Here is an 18,324-nt window from a genome sequence, read left to right on the forward strand (position 1 = left end):
TGCCTAGAGGGACAAGGCTCGCAACGCCTCCGTGGGCGCATCCGAATCCTTGCCAAGTTGTTTTAGCCATTGATCGCGCTGCTGGTTCCAAGCAGTCTCTTCCCATAATTCAAATTTGTTGCCCTGGCCCAGCATCACTGTCTGCTTAACGAGTCCCGCATAATCCCGTAACGGCTGCGGTAGCAGTATTCGCCCCTGTGCATCCATCCGACAATCATTTGCATACCCACGCATCATCTGTTTGGCACGCCGACTCTGTTTATCAAAGTCAGACAGGTCGGCAAGCTTTGCCTCAATCACCTCCCACTCCGGCAATGGATATAACCATAAGCAGCGATCCAGCGGGTTCGGGGTTAGTACCAAGAATCCTTCACAGATCGTCGTGAGGCGCTCCCGATAGCGACTCGGAATCGCGATTCGCCCTTTGACATCCACACTGAGTATGCTGGATCCTCGAAACACGCGCAGCCTCCTGTTTTCCTACTTTCAACCACATAGGCCCACTTTTCCCCACGTTTGAATTATATAAGAACAGCACTAGGCCAATGTCAAGAAAACTTTAGGATTTCTTTCGAGAAATCTGTCTTGTCGAACAGGGACTTAGCGACGAAAAGCTGTGTGAACAGCCAGCAGACGGACAAACTTTTCAGAAATAAGTTAATTTATATCATTAACTTGTAGTTGTTTATTAAGGTCATTTAGGAGTCAAAAACACTCAAGGTCAACAGGCGCTAAAGGAGAAAGGGAGCCGACCTGTAAGCCGGGTTCTGTTCCGCAATTTGGGCCGCCGCCCTATTACGGTGGCAATCATTCATCTTGGGTGTACGTCGCCGCACACCTCTAGCGACCTACCCGGGAACGACGCGGGCCACGTCTCGCCGCAAAGCAGCTGGTTCCCCTATTTGGTCTTGCTCCAGGTGGGGTTTACCTTGCCACCGGTATTACTACCGATGCGGTGCGCTCTTACCGCACCTTTTCACCCTTGCCGCCCCAATTGGGGGTAGGCGGTCTCTTTTCTGTGGCACTTTCCGTAGGCTTGCGCCTCCCAGGCGTTACCTGGCACCTTGCCCTGTGGAGCCCGGACTTTCCTCTGCGCCAAAAGCCACAGCGACTGCCCGGTCGGCTCCCTACCCAATAGTTTCAGCGAATTGGTAAAAGGTTGCAAGTCACCCTAACCGTCGGCCTGCCGTGAGCGGCTATCCATAAGTGCGCTTAGTGATTCCGCTTTAACTTGAGCGCGAGCGCATACAGATCATTCTTCTTCAAACGCGTGATCTCTTCTGCCAGCAACACAGCCTGTTTCAAAGGCAAGGCACGCAATAACACTTCCAACACCCACTGGGCGTTATCGACCGACTCGGCTGCTTTCACAGCACCTTCCACAATTAATACAAACTCCCCTTTCCTTCGTTTCGTGTCTTCTTTCAACCATTCAAGCAGGCTTCCTAGGGAGTCACAGTGCACATTTTCATATTGCTTGGTTAATTCGCGTGCGATCGCTGCAGGGCGCTCTGGACCAAAACAATCGGCCATGTCTTTCAAACAGCCGAGAACCCGGTGCGGTGCTTCATAGAACACCATCGTACGTGACTCATTACGCAAGGTTTCCAGATGCCTCTGCCTGGTAGACGCCCTAGATGGCAGATACCCTTCAAAAACGAACCGATCGGCCGGGGATCCCGCAATCGATAATGCACTCACCAAGGCACACGGCCCGGGCACCGAAACCACCGCTGCACCCGATCGATGTGCGGCCCGGACCAAGTGGTAACCGGGATCACTAATGAGTGGCATGCCCGCATCCGATATCAAGGCAATGTTGGTGCCTCGCAGGAGTTTCTCTACCAATGTCGGTGCGAGTTGACGTTCATTGTGATCATGGTAGGCCTTAACCGGGGTGGCTATCCCAAAGTGCTGCAGTAAGCGCCGACTGTGCCGCGTGTCTTCTGCCAGGATCAAATCAACGTCACCTAAAATCCGCCTTGCCCTCGCACTAAAGTCTTCGAGGTTCCCAATTGGCGTTGCCACGATGTAAAGGATTCCACGTCTGATTGACACCCTAGAACCTCACTTGGATACTGTAGCCGTATGCTTAATGTGCTACACACGATATCATTATGTTAGCTCGCCCGTTGTATCTTCTCGTCTTGCCGATCCTGGTGCTCTCAGGTTGCACCCAATTTCCGCAAGGCGTGGATGAAAAGCGGCCCGATGAAGACGCGCGGGCACGCCAGTTCGCTGAGGCTGGAAATTATGACGCTGCGGCAAATGAATATCTGCGACTCGCTGCACGAGCCAACCCACCACGAAAGCTGAGCTACCAATTGCAGGCCGCTGAGGCGTTTCTGAACGCCGAACAATATGAGAAGGGCCACCAGATATTGGACGCTCTGGACCTCGACGGAGCCGATGCACAACCCATCACACAGAAAAATGTGCTACTTGCCCGCGTTGCCCTAGCAGACGGCCGACCAGGGGAGGCACTTAATATACTCCGTGCCGAACCACCTCCGGACACGCCAGGCACGCTGCAATTGTCCATTCATCAACTGCGCGCTGCTGCCTACGAAGAGACCAGCGCCCCCCTTGAGGCAGCACGGGAGCGCAGCATGCTCGATCTGTGGTTAACGGACAGCACCGAGATTCAGAAGAACCACGAGAAACTCTGGGAGGATATCAATAACGTCAAGGTACCGGTTCTTCAACAGTCACGAAGTGAGCCACCAGATGTGCTATCCGGCTGGATAGAACTCGCCATAATCACCCAGACACAGCTGCACGATCCCAGCACATTCAAACAACAGGTAGCAGAGTGGGCAAGTCGTTACCCCGGCCATCCTGCTACTCAGACTACTGTGCCTAAGCTTGTCACATCTAGCGAACAGCTGCACACACGTCCTCGCCAGATCGCCTTACTCTTGCCATTTACAGGTCAGTTCTCTCAAGCGGCAGCCGCCGTCCGTGACGGTTTCCTGGCAGCATGGTACGTGGATAGCACGGCGGAAGCGAAACCTATCGTCATGGTATACGACGCTAGCGCATTTAATGTACGCGTAGCGTATCAACGCGCACTCGAACAAGGCGCGGACTTTGTCGTCGGACCGTTGGAAAAGAATGCTGTTGCAGCGCTCGTTGATAGCGGTCCGCTGCCGGTGACAACGCTTGCTCTGAATCGATATGAAGGCAATAGTCAGGCAGCGCAGGGCGATCCGTTGGGCCCTGCAATACCAAGGTTGCTCCAATTTGGCCTCTCACCCGAAGATGAAGCCCGCCAAGTAGCAGAACGCACTTGGTTCGATGGGCATGTTATGGCATTAGTCATCACCCCAGAGGGCGACTGGGGTGACAGAGTATTCAGTGCATTTAGTGATCATTGGCAAGAACTTGGAGGGAAAGTGGTCGAACATGAAGTCTATGTTAGCGAGGCTTCGGATCTTTCTGCGCCAATCAAACGCCTATTAAACGTGGACAGCAGTGACAGTCGCATAAAATCTATCAACAACACGCTCAAACAGAACATGAAATCGGAAAGTCGGCGTCGCCAAGATGTCGATTTTGTCTTCATGGCCGCGGTCCCGCGCAAGGGTCGCCAAATTTGTCCTCAGCTGCGCTTTCACCACGCAGCAGACGTACCAATTTACTCCACGTCTCATATCTTTAGCGGCACAACAGATCGTCGAGCCGACAATGACATGAATGGTGTGGCATTCCCAGACATGCCATGGGTTCTCGATCCAGCGCATTCGCATTCCGATCTCCAAACGTCCCTCGCCAATAATTGGACACAAGAGATGACACGGTACAAGCGACTTTATGCGCTTGGTATTGATTCCTACCGAGTCATCCCGCATCTCGGTAAGTTGGCGGTTCAGCGGTTTGCCCGCTTTGAGGGCGAAACGGGAAGTCTACAGATGGACAAAAAGGGCCGTATACACCGCCAGTTGATCTGGGCCCAGTTCGTCCGTGGGGAACCACAGCTACTCGACGTAGGCGCGCCAGAATAACGGGTAATAGGTCATTGCGCAGCAGCCGCGAACTCGGACAACAGGCGGAGGAGATCGCGTGGCTTCACCTGCAAGCCCACGGCCTGAAACCCATGACACGGAACTATCACTGCCCGCGCGGCGAGATCGATCTCATCATGCAGGACACAGAATTCGTTGTGTTTGTGGAGGTACGCTATCGAGCAACTGACCGCTATGTCCATGCCGTCGAGTCTATTGACGCCCGCAAGCGATTGCGGATCCTTGCCACCTCTGCCTACTACCTCCAGACGCACAAGAAAGCGGCACGAAGTCCGTGTCGATTCGATGTTGTCATCGTTTCTGGTGAAATAGATACCCCAAACATTGAGTGGATCAAAAACGCTTTTCAGGCATAATTGGACCTCAAATCTTGCATCAGCGTAACAGCGAACTGCAGTTCCATGGTAGACAATTACCTCATTTCCCAAATGGATTGTTTAGTCGGACAAAGAAACAATGAATAGTCTTGAACGAGTAAAAGAAATCTTCAACGAAAGCATTGAGGTAAAAAGCCAATGTATTGAGCCGCTCGCGCCACGGATTGCCGCGGCGGCAGAAATAATGGCTAACTGTTTGCTCGACGAACGCAAAATTCTGAGTTGTGGAAATGGAGGTTCAGCCGCAGATGCACAACATTTTTCGGCTGAGATGCTGAATCGGTTTGAGATGGAACGACCCGGGCTTCCAGCCATTGCATTGACAACCGACTCATCGACGATGACATCAATTGCAAACGATTACCAGTTTTCAGATATATTTTCCAAGCAAATACGGGCACTGGGGCAACCCGGCGACGTACTTCTTGCGATCAGTACCAGTGGTGAGTCCCCCAATATCAATCACGCCATTGAGGCCGCACATGACAGAGACATGCATATCATTGCACTGACAGGGCGAGAAGGTGGCCAACTGGCAGAGCTTCTCGTGGAAGGGGATATAGAAATTCGCGTGCCCAGTTGGTCAACGGCGCGCATCCAGGAGGTCCACATCATGGCAATTCACTGTCTCTGCGATTTGATTGATCGCCAACTTCTCGGACAGGAAGGGTAATCGACATGGTCAACGTTAACCTGAAGGTTCTCCTGGTACTGCCGGCTCTGGCTGCATTGTATGGGTGTCAGGCGGCCTTGTTCGCCGGTGCCGTGGGCGGTGCTGCTGCTGCACACGATCAACGTTCGACCGGTACGATGATTGATGATCAGGGCATTGAATTAAAAGCCGCGAAAGCCAACTATGAAGACGACGAGTTAAGGCCGCAAACGCATATTAATGTAACGAGCTTTAACTACATCGTCCTGGTGACTGGGGAGGCGCCAACTCCGGAGTTGCAGCAGCGCATGATCACAATCGTTGAGAATATTCCAAAGGTCTCCAAAGTCTACGACGAAGTGACCGTTGCTGAACCTACCTCGATTGTCTCGCGCAGCAGCGATAGCTACATTACCGCTAAAGTGAAGACCAAACTGTTTACCGTACCGGAGTTTGATGCTACTCGGGTAAAGGTGGTTACGGAAAAGGGTGTTGTCTATTTGATGGGGATCGTGACGCAGGAGGAAGGGAAAAAGGCTGTCGATGCCGCTCGCACCGTGAGCGGCGTTCAAAAAATTGTCAAACTCTTCGAGTATACTGACTGACTTATCGGGTATAGCGGCGGCGTGCGAGAGGGCAGAAAACTTTCCTTTTCGTTTCCCGGCGCTATGCCCCGTGAACCACTGCTTCGTAGATCCGCCTATCCTCTTCACCAAAACAGCATACAGTAATGCGCTCGAATCGGTCGTCATATTCGCGCATTACGGTCACCGCGATAAGTGCCGCGTCCTTCTTGGGGTACCCATAGGCCCCTGTGCTGATAGATGGAAAGGCAATCGTGCTGACACCGTGCTGCCGGGCAAGTTGGAATGCTCTGCGATAACAGCCTTCAAGTAGACGGGGTTCGCCCGCACGGCCCCCTCGCCACACGGGACCTACCGTGTGAATCACCCTTTTGGCCGGTAGTTGAAACCCTGGTGTGATCTTCGCTTCTCCGGTCGGGCAACCACCTAACAATCGGCAGGCTTCTCGCAATTCTGGGCCCGCGGCCCGATGCATCGCGCCATCGACACCGCCGCCGCCAAGCAGTGTACTATTCGCCGCGTTCACAACGGCATCAACATGTAATGTTGTGATGTCAGCTTGTAAAATTTCAATCATTGCACGCCCTCCGTATCGCTAGCGTGACATAGGACACGCAGCGCACTTCAACGGACGGACGACTTATTTTTTAAGCCTAAGATGTGGCCGGGACACCTGCTTGTCTTTACGCTCTGAAGAGCCCGCCTTAGGCTCTTCCTCCGGAAATATCATTCCCCTGCCATTCTCCATCGCGTAAATCGCAAACACCGCATGTACAGGTACGCTGACTTGAAACGGAGAGCCACTAAATCGGGGGCTGAAATAGATCCATTCGCCCCCAAGTTCTAGATTTACAATAGCAGTCGGAAAAATATTTAGTACGACTTTCCCATCGTTGACAAAGTCTCGGGGCACATCGGACTCTTTACCCCCTCCCCCGCGTTAACTAACAAGTACGGCGTCATGTCATTATCCAGAATCCATTCATAAAGGGCTCGCACAAAGTAAGGACGGTTTGGCGTCATGTTCAATTAGAATTCCTGGTGCGAACTAAAAGTAGTCTCGGTCTAAGGGACAAGCGTGCTTCAGACCAACATCAAACGCGATTACTATAAAGTGAAGGCGTCTACATAACGCAACGCGTATTCTCAGGACCTACGTTTATAGATCAGCTCCCAAGTTCTTTTTCTACGTCCGATAGACTTGCCTGGAACGCGTCCCGTTCAAACAATTTCTCGCCGTAAGTGAACAACGGCTTTGCTGAAGAGGGGAGTTTCACACCATAGTGACCCAGCCGCCACAGTAGCGGAGCCATGCAGCAATCCACTAGAGAATACTCATCTGACATAAAATACTGTTTCTGTGAAAACGTTGGTGCAATCGCCGTAAGATTGTCTCGTAAGGTCTTTCTCGCGTTGGCTGCAGCGATTTCATTTGCGCCAGCCAAATCAGGGACCAGTCCATAAAGATCGCGCATAACGCGGTAGCGCAATTGCCGATTGTTAGCCCGCGACACCGGATCCACAGGCATCAATGGTGGGTGCGGAAAACGTTCGTCTAAATACTCCATCATAATCTGGGCGTCATACAGAACCAACTCACGGTCAATCAATGTCAGTATCGCGTTGTACGGATTAAGATCGACCAACTCTTCCGGACGTACGTCATTGTCAACATATTTGATTTCAACATTGATGCCCTTATCCGCAAGGACAATGCGCACACTGTGGCCAATCGGGCCACTTGGGTCCGAATACAGCACCATAACGGATCGTCTAGTCGCTACTGTAGCCATAGATGCTCTTCACCTTGAGGTATTTATTTTGGGCTCGCAAACACACAAAGACAACGACTCAATACGTTCACTTTATTTTATATCCTTCCAATACTCCTTATTGAGTAAATACAATACGACAAAAAATACTCCGAGGAATAATAGTACCCATAGTCCAACACGTTCGCGCTCCGCCCGCGCCGGTTCCCCGAGATAGATAAGAAAATTGGTAAGATCCAAGACGGTTCTTTGGTATTCTTCTTCTGTTTGACTCCCCGGTATAGCCAGTTCCAAGGTCTCGATAACCTGCGTACCTGTCCCATCTTCATGTATCTCGGCCCTGTATTTGGGCTTCTGCCATCCCTGGAGCTCCCAGAGAACATGGGGCATTGCCACATTTTCAAATACGAGATTGTTAACCCCGTTCGGGCGGGACGGATCGAGGTAGAAACTCAGAAAATATGTGTAAAGCCAATCCGCACCACGAGAGCGACCTACCACGGACAGATCTGGCGGCGTTGCCCCAAAGAACCAATTCCTCGCATCCTCGACGGGCATTGCAACAACCATTGTATCGCCTAGCTTATCGGCCACAAACATCAAGTTGTCCTTCACCTCTTGATCGCTAAGCTCCAAGTCTCGCCCGATTCGGTTGAAACGCATGTAAGCCGCAGAATGACAGCTCAAGCAATAGTTCACGAAGATTCTTGCACCCCGCCTCAGCGATTCCTTATCATCCAGGTCAATCTTTGCTTGCTGTAATGGTATCTCTCCGGCCGCTCCAAACAGTCGAACAGGAAAGCTGGCAAGCAACAAGGCCAACGCGATAACCTTCATTTATATGTCACCCGATCAGGGACAGGTCGCACTCTATCGATTTTCGAATAAATCGGCATAAACAGAAAGAACGAAAAATAAAGGACTGAGAAGAATCTCGAGAGAAACGCGGATGTCGGCGTTGGGATCTGCGTACCGAGATACCCAAGTGCAAGAAAGCTTACCGCGAACGTGCCCAATGCCACTCGAGATATCCACCCCCGATAGCGAATCGATTTGACGGGGCTCCGATCAAGCCACGGCAATAGGAAAAACAAGAACACCGCCGCTCCCATGGCCAGAAAACCGCCCAAGGGGTGAGGAACCGCACGCAGAATTGCGTAGAAGGGCGTAAAGTACCACAGCGGCTTGATGTGCTCGGGCGTTTGTAATGGATCGGCAGGTACGAAGTTGTCTGCCTCTATAAACCATCCGCCAAATTCAGGCGCATAAAACACAATGGCTAAAAAGATGATCAAAAACCCCACAGCACCAACCATGTCCTTTATGGTGTAGTATGGATGAAACGGGATGCCGTCCAGCGGTACGCCATTTACGTCTCTCTTCTCCTTTATCTCAATACCGTCCGGATTATTGGATCCGACCTCATGCAGGGCCAAGAGATGGACCAAGACCAGTGCCAGCAGTATGAGCGGTAAAGCGATCACGTGAAACGCAAAGAAGCGATTCAAGGTTACATCAGAAATGACATAATCACCGCGAATCCAAAGAACTAAGCTATCTCCGACGAAAGGGATGACCCCAAACAAAGAGACAATGACCTGAGCGCCCCAGTACGACATTTGGCCCCAGGGCAAAAGGTAGCCTGTGAACGCCTCAGCCATCAGCGTCAGATAGAGGAGCATCCCAGTTATCCATAACAACTCACGTGGCCGTTTGTAAGATCCATACATCAAGGCTCGGAACATATGCAGGTAGACAACGACAAAAAATGCGGAGGCGCCAGCAGCGTGTATGTAACGGATCAGCCAACCCCATTCCACATCTCTCATAATATATTCTACTGAAGCGAACGCCTGTTCAGCACTTGGCTTGTAATTCATCGTAAGCCAGATGCCCGTCAGGATCTGCAACAACAACACCAGCAGCGCCAACGACCCGAAGATGTACCAAACGTTGAAATTCTTCGGTGCGTAATATTTGGCGAGGTGCTCGTTCCATAGCTTGGTCAGCGGAAAGCGTGCATCAATCCAACTGATGGTGGCATTCATCGATCGAATAAACGAATTCATTATGCGACCGCTCCATCGTCGCCGATCAAAAGACGTGTTGTGCTAAGAAAGCGGTAGGGCGGGACGATCAGATTTGCAGGGGCCGGCCAACCTTTGTAGACGCGACCAGCCAGGTCAAAAAGAGAACCATGGCATGGACAGAAAAACCCGCCAGGCCAACGGGGACCCAGGTCGCGGGCGCCGCCCCTCGCCACGAGCTTGGGCGAACATCCGAGATGCGTACACAACCCGATCACAACAAGATATTCAGGTGTGATCGATCGGTACTCATTCTTAGCATATTCGGGCTGTTGCGCCTCCTCTGAGGTGGGATCAACTAACTTATCATCGAGTGACGGCAATGTAGCCAATGTCTCCTCACTACGTCTTAGGATCCATACGGGTTTACCACGCCATTTGTCCACCATCAGCTGCCCTGGCTTCAATCTGCTGATATCCACCTCAACTGGCCCACCGATCGCTCTGGCCCGCGCACTCGGCTTCATGGACGCAACGAAGGGCACCGCGGCGAATACGATGCCGACGGCGCCTATCAGGGTGCTCAGCGCCGTAAGAAATCGCCGCCTGGCGCCGTCTACGGCGTTTTCACTCATGTGGTTCTTCCCTCAAATTAGGGTGTAGGTACAATAGGAAAGGCAAAATTATGAATCCAAAATTAACAATTATAACATGATAGATTAGTGCGTCCTGATTACGACCGTTGCACTGGGCAGACCGCCAGTTTGTTCTTCTCCTACAGGATATCGCCGATGCAGTTTAAAAAAATGCTCACTTTCATTGTCCAGTCGATCACCATCGGCCTCGCCGCAGCGTTTGTGATATTACTGCTTCGATCCCACCTGTCCGTGGACCAACCAACCATTGCAATGGGTGCTGGGGCGAAGCCCAGCGACACGTTTTTTCGCGCCATTGGTGCGCCACCCATTTCCAAACACGAGGTGGCCTCTTATGCGGATGCAGTCGAAGCTGCGATACCCGCCGTCGTCAACATCCATACCGCGAAAATCCTCCCACAGCGGACCAATCCACTCTTTGAAGATCCTTTGTTCCGGCATTTCTTTGGTGATGCACAAATGTTACCAAGCAAGCGACTTGAGACCAGCTTAGGATCAGGCGTCATTATCGACAATGAAGGATACATCTTAACGAACGTTCACGTGATCGAAGGTGCTGATGAAATCAAGGTTACATTAAATGACGGACGCCAAGCGGAAGCGATTATCGTCGGCACAGACCCCGAAAGCGATCTCGCCGTACTCCAAATTGGACTTGATGACCTGCCGTCCATCGCTTTCGGCAATTCTGATGCGCTCCGCGTTGGCGACGTAGTATTGGCGATCGGCAATCCCTACGGCTATGCACAAACGGTCACCCAAGGTATTGTCAGTGCAACCGGCCGCGATCAGCTCGGCATCAACACTTTTGAAGATTTTATCCAGACAGACGCGGCCATTAACCCAGGTAATTCTGGTGGTGCACTGGTTAACGTTCAGGGAGAGCTCATTGGAATCAATACGGTGATTTACTCTAAGACCGGCGCCTCCCATGGAATCAGCTTTGCCATCCCGATGAGCATCGCCAAGGAAGTGATGGATGAAATCATCCAATTCGGGCGCGTTGTGCGCGGATGGTTGGGTCTCGTTGCTCGGCGCGTCCCCCCAGAGCTAGCCACGTCCCCTGGTTCATTCGAAAGCGGGGTTTTGGTGGCCGCTGTGCTAACGAACGGACCGGCAGACCAGGCGGGTATTGAGCCGGGAGATATCGTTACCCATATTAGGGGCCAGCCTGTTACTGACGCCGGGCAGGCCATTCGCACGATCGCTAAGATTGAACCTGGCACCGAAATTACCGTGACCGTGCGACGTGGAGAAGACCAACTCACCCTTCGGCCAACGGTTGTGCAACGACCACCGGTATCTCCCCGCTGAGCGCCGCATGTCAACTTGGGGTTCACAAGAGCGATACCAACGCACTCAGAAATTGCCTATTCTGCTCAGCGCTCCCTACGGTGACACGGAGACACGCTTGTAACAGCGCGTGAGTCCCATCGAGATTCTTAATCAGGATCCCTTGTGTTTTAAGGCCCTCGAAGACACCAGTCACCCGATCGCGTCTCGTCTGAAAGAGGATGAAGTTCGTCTGGCTGGGCCACGCCCTTACCCCATCCAAAGCCGACAGTTCGTCAAGCATGGTGTCCCTGTCTTTACATATTCGCCGCGTCTGCTCATCCAAAACTTCATGTCGAGCCAAGATAAACTCCGCGCTGACCTGGGTAAGCATTCCAATATTGTAGGGTAGCCGCACCTTGTCGAACTCGTTGAGCCATTCGCTTCGCCCAGCCAGCATACCGAGGCGCAACCCTGCAAGACCCAACTTAGATACAGTGCGCATGATAAGGAGGTTATCATACGCCTGTAGATAGCCCATTAAGGTTTCACCAGAAAAAGCGTGATACGCCTCGTCCACTACAACAAGCCCTGGGGATACGCGAATAATCTCCTCAACAGCCGATAAATCGAACAGATTACCGGTCGGATTGTTCGGCCACGCCAAAAACACGGCTGCCGGTTGCGTCTCTTCGATAGTGCCGAGCATTGCGGAGAGATCAAGATTGAAATCTTCCAACATCAAGGGAACACCAACAAAATGCATCCCGTGCACTTCTGCGCTGGCGCGGTACATTACAAAGGTCGGCTCAGGAGCGAGCAACGACCGTTCAGGTGCCGCGAGCGCCACTATTATGATTTGGATCAATTCATCGGAACCATTCCCCAGCAAGATATCCACATTCACCGGCACATGCATAACGTCGCGCAGTCGACCTATTAAATCGCGGGGAGCAGGATTAGGATATCGATTAAGATTGACTTCCTTGAGACGCTGTAACCACTCATCCTTAAGGTGTTCGGGCCACGTGTATGGGTTTTCCATCGCATCGAGCTTGATAAGCCCCTGTGGCTCTGGCACATGATAGGCCGATGCCGCGCGCACCTCCGGCCGGATCCAGCGGGCAACCTTTTCCTGTAGCAGCTCTTTGGCCATGTTAATAAAAAAGAATTTGGCAAAAACGGATGCTGCAGAAGGGGCTGGGTTGCAGTCCGCTCGCTGTTGCTACTGTACCTTTCGCTTCATCCGAAACTCTGCCGATCGCGCATGTGCTGTGAGCCCCTCACCACGCGCCAGCGTCGCAGCCGTTTTGCCCAGATCAGCAGCTGCGCGGGCAGAGCACTTGATCAACGACGAGCGCTTCTGGAAATCATAAACGCCAAGCGGAGAAGAGTAACGCGCGGTACGGGACGTCGGCAATACATGGTTTGGGCCCGCGCAATAGTCACCAAGCACCTCAGACGTGTAGTACCCCATGAAGATAGCGCCTGCATGACGGACGCTATTCAACAAAGCATCGGGATCGGCAACGGCCAGTTCAAGGTGCTCAGGTGCAATGACGTTCACCAGATCGACCGCTTCATCGAGGTTTGCGACGTGAATCAAGGCACCACGCCGATCAAGCGATGTGCGGATGATCTCAGTTCGCTCCATGTCGGGCAAAAGACGTTCAATACTGGCCGCGATCCGATCTAGAAATTCCGCGTCGGGGGAAATCAGAAGAGCTTGAGCATCTTCATCGTGTTCAGCCTGGGCGAAAAGATCCATAGCAATCCAATCCGGATCGGCCTGGCCGTCACAGATCACCACCACCTCGGATGGCCCGGCGATCATGTCGATACCCACAATGCCAAACACCAACCGTTTTGCCTCGGTGACATAAACATTGCCAGGGCCGACAATCTTATCGACTTTGGGCACCGTCTCCGTACCGTACGCCAAGGCCGCCACAGCCTGCGCACCACCCACGGAAAACGCGCGGTTCACACCTGCAATAGACGCAGCAGCCAGGACGAGTTCATTCGCATCATCATCTGGAATCGGTACAACCATGGTGACATCAACAACGCCCGCGACCTTAGCCGGGATCACGTTCATAAGGACCGATGACGGGTAGGCAGCCTTGCCGCCCGGAACATAAACGCCTATACGGTCAAGTGGCACAATCTTCTGGCCCAATAACGTGCCGTCATCATCCGTGTAACTCCACGAAGGTTGCTGCTGGTGTTCATGGTATCTACGTATACGGTCTGCTGCGGTCTGTAAGGCGTCCCTTAACACAACAGGCAGCCGATCCAAGGCTTCTGCCAGCCGATCATTCGGAATGACGAGGTCAGCTGCGGCGCCGACATGTCGCCGGTCAAACCGGTTCGTATGACCAATAAGCGCAGCATCCCCTCGGCGGCGCACGTCGTCCACAATCGTTTTGACGATTTGCACCGTTTCAGCATTCTCCTCATCATCCCGCGCAAGCAGCTCTTCGAGTTGCTCCAGAAAATTTGGGTCGCTATTGTCAAGTTTTCGCATCTTCATGTGGCCAGTACGCCATTAGCCTGGTTTCACGACCTGAGAAAGCTGCTGTATCACCTCCTTGATACGAGCGCGTTTCATTTTCATCGACGCTTTGTTGACAATAACCCAAGAGCTAATATCCGCAATAAGTTCCATAGGAACCAAGTTATTCGCCCTCAGAGTATTTCCAGTATCAACGAGATCGACAATGCGATCAGCCAACCCCATCAAAGGGGCTAACTCCATGGACCCATAGAGTCTGATGATCTCGACCTGAATACCCTTTGCCGCAAAGTAACGCCGTGTGGTGTTCACATACTTGGTTGCAACACGTAAGCGCCCAACCACATCTTTGGCATCACGAGGCCCTGCTACCATCATTTTGCAACGGGCAACACCCAGATCCAGAGGCTCGTACACCCCATCACCGGCATACTCCATGAGCACATCCTTGCCCGCGATACCAATATCTGCTGCCCCATATTCCACGTAGGTGGGTACATCGTTCGCCCGAATAATGACAATCTTCATATCCTTTCGGTTTGTGGGAAGAATTAGCTTTCGGGAGATGTGCGGGTCTGCGACAGGCCGGATATCTATTTCAGCAAGCATTGGCAATGCTTCGTCGAATATGCGGCCCTTCGAAAGGGCGATCGTAAGCATGTTCTACCCAGTCACCGAAGCTGCGGCCACCAGCTCGCGTAACGATACAAAGTATCCGTTGCCCTGTCTGGTCATCTCGCTGCTCCGGGAGTGTGGCTAGTCGGGGATCCGCCGAATCTGGGCGCCGAGCTGAGCCAGTTTCTCTTCAATAGTTTCATAGCCACGATCGATATGATAGATGCGCGCCACGGAGGTTTCTCGCTCCGCCACCAGACCTGCCAAGACCAGACTGGCCGATGCGCGCAGATCGGTTGCCATAACTGGGGCACCCGTCAGCCTATCGACACCCTGACTAAATGCCGTATTGCCCTCCAACTTCAGGTCGGCTCCCATCCGCTGTAATTCTAATACATGCATAAAACGATTCTCGAACACGGACTCCGTGATCGTTGCAGTGCCTCGAGAGATGCAATTCATTGCCGTAAATTGCGCCTGCATGTCAGTCGGAAATCCGGGATACGGAGAAGTATGAACATCCACTGCCTCAGGCCTTGCACCGTGCATATCGAGCGTCACCCAGTCCTCTCCGACAGTCACTTCGGCGCCTGCCTCAGACAACTTGCCCAGCACAGCCTCTAGAAGATCCGGCCTCGTCCGTTTGAGCTTTACCCGTCCACCGGTCATCGCGGCAGCCACCAAGTAGGTACCCGTCTCGATCCGATCGGGCAAGATATCGTATCGGGTACCTGAAAGGCTAGTCACCCCTTCAATCACAATGGTGTCAGTCCCGGCCCCCTCGATCTGGGCGCCCATGCTAATAAGACAATTTGCCAAATCTACGACTTCCGGTTCGCGGGCAGCATTTTGGATCACCGTTGTGCCTTCCGCCAGAGTAGCGGCCATCATAAGATTTTCCGTGCCGGTTACCGTGACCATATCCATTGGCAGATGCACCCCCTTCAGGCGCTTGGCAGTGGCCCGTATGTAACCGCCTTCCACCCTTACTTCCGCGCCCATCGCCGTCAGCCCCTGTATGTGCAGGTGTACGGGTCTGGACCCAATGGCGCAACCTCCGGGTAGGGAAACGTCCGCCCTGCCATAGCGAGTCAAAAGCGGACCCAGGACAAGAATTGACGCCCGCATGGTCTTAACCAGCTCGTACGGCGCAAAGAATTCGTTGATAGTTCTATTGTCGACTTCGATGTTCATCCGTTCATCCACCATCAACTGCACTCCCATTCGCCCGAGCAATTCCATGGTCGTGGTGATGTCGTGGAGATGCGGTACGTTTCCAACCGTGACCGGACCATCCGCTAGTAGTGTGGCCGCCAAAATTGGAAGCGCCGCGTTCTTGGCGCCAGAGACCCGGATCTCACCATTCAAAGGAACGCCGCCTTTAATGATCAGTTTATCCATTGCTCGAAGGCATTCCCCTTTTGCCGATTAGCTTTTTTCATCCAGTTAACTTCCAATCGGCGGCTGCACAGGTTTTAAAAGGTAGGGCATGAACGTCAGAGCCCATCCGGTCACGAAGTGTCGTCTTCATTAGTTGATATTGTTCAAGGCTTAACCGGGCCTCAAATGCTTCACTGATGACAATCGCCTGAAAATGCATTCCATTGCAGTCCAGGATCTCTTCACAATTCGGGATTCCGGACTCAGTCATCAAGCAAATCTCACCCGTTTCCAACCTGATGCTCTCCTCTAGATAAACCTGGGGCAATTACAGATAAAGTCCTATTTTATACGTCTCAATACAATGGGGTATCGCACTCTGCATGATCCCCCAAGAATATTAAGCCAGTGCCCCCGAACAAACGGCGGGCGCTCTGTCAACTACAATAAGGTGTTAGCGGGGGAGCAGATAGCCCACACCAGCGACTTTTGCAAGCGCGAGCATTTGAGGAGGCACGTTACGAAAGCGCACCGACACATTGCAATTTTTCGCGGCGCGCACCCAGTCAAGAAGCAGCGCCACGCCAGCGCTGTCGATGCGGGTGACCCCTGATAGATCGATCACCTGTGGGGACTGGCCACTGAGTAGCCCGTTCAATTCCCCAATAATGGTTGGTACAGTTTTAAAGCTTAATTCTCCGTACAGTGCCCACTCGTTATCCGCTCTGCGTTGAAGACAACCCTCGCTCACGGGGACCCACCCGCAGAAGCCACTGAATTGCGCTGTGCCAAGTTGGCGATTAACGTATCGAGCCCGTCCCTGTTGATATCCGAGGCGAATGCAGAGCGGTAGGTGGTTACGAGGCTTATACCGCTGACCGCAATGTCATAGACCTTCCAAGCATCCTTCTTTAAATACATCCGGTAGTCAATTGGAATAGACTGTGCGCCCGGCTGCTCAATCTCGGTTTTCACGATGACCGTCTTGGAGTTGGGATCATTATGCGCCGGCAGATACTTGATCGTTTGGCCAGAATACTCGAACAGGGTCGTCGCATAGACCCGAACCAGGAAGGTGCGAAATTCAGCGATGAAAGCCTTTTTCTGGTCTACGCTCGCGGTTCGCCAATACCGTCCTAATACATACTTTGAAATCTTGACGAAATCAAAATGAGGAATGATGAGCTCATTCACAAGATCATAAAGCTGTTCCGGATGCGCGTTCAGTGTGGCCTGCTCTGCCTCGATTCGAGCGAGGACCTGGTCGGTTGTTGTCATCACAACCTCCTCGGCTGTTGGAGTCGCCTGAACCTTCCCCAAAGCCAATACCAACAGCCAAAACGACGCCCATCGAAAGCAACGCTTCATCAGCCGTTGCCACCTCCTACCGGCGATCCGTTACCCATTACATCCCCCGGAGTTCTTAGCCCTGCGCATAAAAGACGAAGCTAGGTTATGGCGTTCACGCCCTCAAGCTCGGCGCGATTAACTATCGTCCCCTGCTGCCTTCTGGTATAGAAACTGCCCAATCAGTTGCTCCAGCACCACCGCTGACTGGGTCAGTGTAATGCGATCTCCATCCTTTAGAAAGGTGTCCTCCCCACCCGGTTCCAAATAAACATATTGCTCCCCAAGCAGCCCCGCTGTGTAGATACTAGCGGATGTGTCACTTGGAATATTGTCAAACTCGGAAGCGACGGACAAGGTTGCAACCGCCTCGTACGTCTGTTCATCAAGCCGGATATCCTTAACACGGCCAACGACGACACCGGCCATCTTTACCGGAGAGCGTACCTTAAGGCCGCCAATGTTGAGAAAACGCGCAGTGATTTCATAACCGTCTTCGCCCCCCAAACTACTTAAATTGCTGACCTTCATGGCTAATATGAACAAGGCCCCGAGTCCCAGGGCCACGAACAGGCCCACAATCGTTTCCAGAGTCTTCGATTCTAACATCGCGCTTGGCTCCCAGGCTTAATCGAACATCAGTGCCGTTAGGATAAAGTCCAGCCCCAATATCGCTAGACTGGAATTTACAACGGTTCGTGTCGTGGCGCGGCTGATTCCCTCCGAGGTCGGCACGGTATCGTAACCCTCAAAGACGGCAATCCAAGTCACCGCAACCCCGAATACACTGCTTTTGATGACCCCATTGAAAATGTCCTCGCGAAGATCCACATTAGCTTGCATCTGCGACCAAAACGCGCCTTCATCAACCCCGAGTAATCCCACGCCAACAAAATAACCCCCAAAGACACCGACCGCGCTAAACATCGCGGCAAGCAATGGCATGGAAATGATCCCTGCGAGGAAACGCGGGGCCACCACCCTACGTAATGGGTCAATCGCCATCATCTCCATGGCTGAAAGTTGCTCTGTGACCTTCATCAACCCGATTTCGGCTGTCAACGCAGATCCAGCCCGACCAGCAAATAGTAGCGCCGATACC

General features: G+C 52.6%; 22 protein-coding genes and 1 other RNA gene. 5 read left to right on the top strand and 18 right to left on the bottom strand.

Features of this window, described 5'->3' with window-relative positions; translation table 11 throughout:
- Positions 1-3 precede the first annotated feature (3 nt).
- The 3 genes from mraZ to rsmI form a co-directional block, all read right to left on the bottom strand.
- The gene (gene mraZ, locus O6944_05245) at positions 4-462 is read right to left on the bottom strand and encodes a division/cell wall cluster transcriptional repressor MraZ (protein ID MCZ6718543.1); all 459 of its coding nucleotides are present in this window, start codon (positions 460-462) and stop codon (positions 4-6) included.
- Positions 463-740: 278 nt separating this feature from the next.
- An RNA gene (gene rnpB, locus O6944_05250) (RNase P RNA component class A) lies at positions 741-1,127 on the bottom strand.
- An 85-nt stretch (positions 1,128-1,212) separates the two neighbouring features.
- Complete coding sequence (gene rsmI / locus O6944_05255) at positions 1,213-2,052, bottom strand: 16S rRNA (cytidine(1402)-2'-O)-methyltransferase (GenBank protein MCZ6718544.1); 840 nt, start codon at positions 2,050-2,052, stop codon at positions 1,213-1,215.
- Positions 2,053-2,117: 65 nt separating this feature from the next.
- On the opposite strand from rsmI, the gene O6944_05260 reads away from it, so the two are divergent.
- The 4 genes from O6944_05260 to O6944_05275 all read left to right on the top strand — a co-directional run bounded on the left by O6944_05260 (position 2,118) and on the right by O6944_05275 (position 5,659).
- Entirely contained in the window at positions 2,118-4,004 is a 1,887-nt protein-coding gene (locus tag O6944_05260; protein ID MCZ6718545.1) for a penicillin-binding protein activator, read from the top strand.
- A 14-nt stretch (positions 4,005-4,018) separates the two neighbouring features.
- Positions 4,019-4,381, top strand: coding sequence for a YraN family protein (locus O6944_05265; GenBank protein ID MCZ6718546.1), 363 nt, complete (start codon positions 4,019-4,021; stop codon positions 4,379-4,381).
- 100 nt (positions 4,382-4,481) lie between these two features.
- Positions 4,482-5,075, top strand: coding sequence for a phosphoheptose isomerase (locus O6944_05270; GenBank protein MCZ6718547.1), 594 nt, complete (start codon positions 4,482-4,484; stop codon positions 5,073-5,075).
- 5 nt (positions 5,076-5,080) lie between these two features.
- A complete protein-coding gene (locus O6944_05275; GenBank protein ID MCZ6718548.1) occupies positions 5,081-5,659 on the top strand; it encodes a BON domain-containing protein in 579 nt (192 codons plus the stop codon).
- Positions 5,660-5,720: 61 nt separating this feature from the next.
- On the opposite strand, the gene O6944_05280 is transcribed toward O6944_05275, so the two are convergent.
- The 6 genes from O6944_05280 to petA all read right to left on the bottom strand — a co-directional run bounded on the left by O6944_05280 (position 5,721) and on the right by petA (position 10,072).
- Entirely contained in the window at positions 5,721-6,215 is a 495-nt protein-coding gene (locus O6944_05280; protein ID MCZ6718549.1) for an O-acetyl-ADP-ribose deacetylase, read from the bottom strand.
- 63 nt (positions 6,216-6,278) lie between these two features.
- Positions 6,279-6,551 carry a ClpXP protease specificity-enhancing factor SspB gene (locus O6944_05285; protein ID MCZ6718550.1) on the bottom strand — a complete coding sequence of 91 codons (273 nt, stop codon included), beginning with the start codon at positions 6,549-6,551 and terminating at the stop codon, positions 6,279-6,281.
- Positions 6,552-6,804: 253 nt separating this feature from the next.
- Positions 6,805-7,431, bottom strand: coding sequence for a glutathione S-transferase N-terminal domain-containing protein (locus O6944_05290; protein ID MCZ6718551.1), 627 nt, complete (start codon positions 7,429-7,431; stop codon positions 6,805-6,807).
- A gap of 72 nt (positions 7,432-7,503) precedes the next feature.
- The gene (locus O6944_05295; GenBank protein MCZ6718552.1) at positions 7,504-8,247 is read right to left on the bottom strand and encodes a cytochrome c1; all 744 of its coding nucleotides are present in this window, start codon (positions 8,245-8,247) and stop codon (positions 7,504-7,506) included.
- Entirely contained in the window at positions 8,244-9,458 is a 1,215-nt protein-coding gene (locus O6944_05300; GenBank protein ID MCZ6718553.1) for a cytochrome bc complex cytochrome b subunit, read from the bottom strand. The genes O6944_05295 and O6944_05300 overlap by 4 nt, the downstream gene beginning before the upstream one ends.
- A gap of 20 nt (positions 9,459-9,478) precedes the next feature.
- Entirely contained in the window at positions 9,479-10,072 is a 594-nt protein-coding gene (gene petA, locus O6944_05305) for a ubiquinol-cytochrome c reductase iron-sulfur subunit (GenBank protein MCZ6718554.1), read from the bottom strand.
- Between the two features lie 156 nt (positions 10,073-10,228).
- On the opposite strand from petA, the gene O6944_05310 reads away from it, so the two are divergent.
- Positions 10,229-11,407 (top strand): trypsin-like peptidase domain-containing protein, encoded by a 1,179-nt coding sequence (locus O6944_05310; GenBank protein MCZ6718555.1) that lies wholly within the window; start codon positions 10,229-10,231, stop codon positions 11,405-11,407.
- A gap of 22 nt (positions 11,408-11,429) precedes the next feature.
- On the opposite strand, the gene hisC is transcribed toward O6944_05310, so the two are convergent.
- From hisC to O6944_05355, 9 genes are all read right to left on the bottom strand, one after another.
- Positions 11,430-12,509, bottom strand: coding sequence for a histidinol-phosphate transaminase (gene hisC, locus O6944_05315; protein MCZ6718556.1), 1,080 nt, complete (start codon positions 12,507-12,509; stop codon positions 11,430-11,432).
- A gap of 81 nt (positions 12,510-12,590) precedes the next feature.
- Complete coding sequence (gene hisD, locus O6944_05320) at positions 12,591-13,892, bottom strand: histidinol dehydrogenase (GenBank protein MCZ6718557.1); 1,302 nt, start codon at positions 13,890-13,892, stop codon at positions 12,591-12,593.
- Positions 13,893-13,913: 21 nt separating this feature from the next.
- Positions 13,914-14,540 carry an ATP phosphoribosyltransferase gene (gene hisG / locus O6944_05325; GenBank protein ID MCZ6718558.1) on the bottom strand — a complete coding sequence of 209 codons (627 nt, stop codon included), beginning with the start codon at positions 14,538-14,540 and terminating at the stop codon, positions 13,914-13,916.
- 96 nt (positions 14,541-14,636) lie between these two features.
- Positions 14,637-15,896, bottom strand: a complete 1,260-nt coding sequence (gene murA, locus O6944_05330) for a UDP-N-acetylglucosamine 1-carboxyvinyltransferase (GenBank protein MCZ6718559.1) — start codon at positions 15,894-15,896, stop codon at positions 14,637-14,639.
- Positions 15,897-15,933: 37 nt separating this feature from the next.
- Complete coding sequence (locus tag O6944_05335) at positions 15,934-16,146, bottom strand: BolA/IbaG family iron-sulfur metabolism protein (GenBank protein ID MCZ6718560.1); 213 nt, start codon at positions 16,144-16,146, stop codon at positions 15,934-15,936.
- A 183-nt stretch (positions 16,147-16,329) separates the two neighbouring features.
- The gene (locus O6944_05340; protein MCZ6718561.1) at positions 16,330-16,626 is read right to left on the bottom strand and encodes an STAS domain-containing protein; all 297 of its coding nucleotides are present in this window, start codon (positions 16,624-16,626) and stop codon (positions 16,330-16,332) included.
- Complete coding sequence (locus O6944_05345; GenBank protein ID MCZ6718562.1) at positions 16,623-17,153, bottom strand: ABC transporter substrate-binding protein; 531 nt, start codon at positions 17,151-17,153, stop codon at positions 16,623-16,625. The genes O6944_05340 and O6944_05345 overlap by 4 nt, the downstream gene beginning before the upstream one ends.
- 207 nt (positions 17,154-17,360) lie before the next feature.
- Positions 17,361-17,831 carry an outer membrane lipid asymmetry maintenance protein MlaD gene (mlaD, locus tag O6944_05350; GenBank protein MCZ6718563.1) on the bottom strand — a complete coding sequence of 157 codons (471 nt, stop codon included), beginning with the start codon at positions 17,829-17,831 and terminating at the stop codon, positions 17,361-17,363.
- An 18-nt stretch (positions 17,832-17,849) separates the two neighbouring features.
- On the bottom strand, positions 17,850-18,324 hold a 475-nt coding region (locus O6944_05355; protein ID MCZ6718564.1), incomplete at its 5' end, for an MlaE family lipid ABC transporter permease subunit.

The sequence above is a fragment of the Gammaproteobacteria bacterium genome, from assembly GCA_027296625.1.
Taxonomy (GTDB): Bacteria; Pseudomonadota; Gammaproteobacteria; order JAKEHO01; family JAKEHO01; genus JAKEHO01.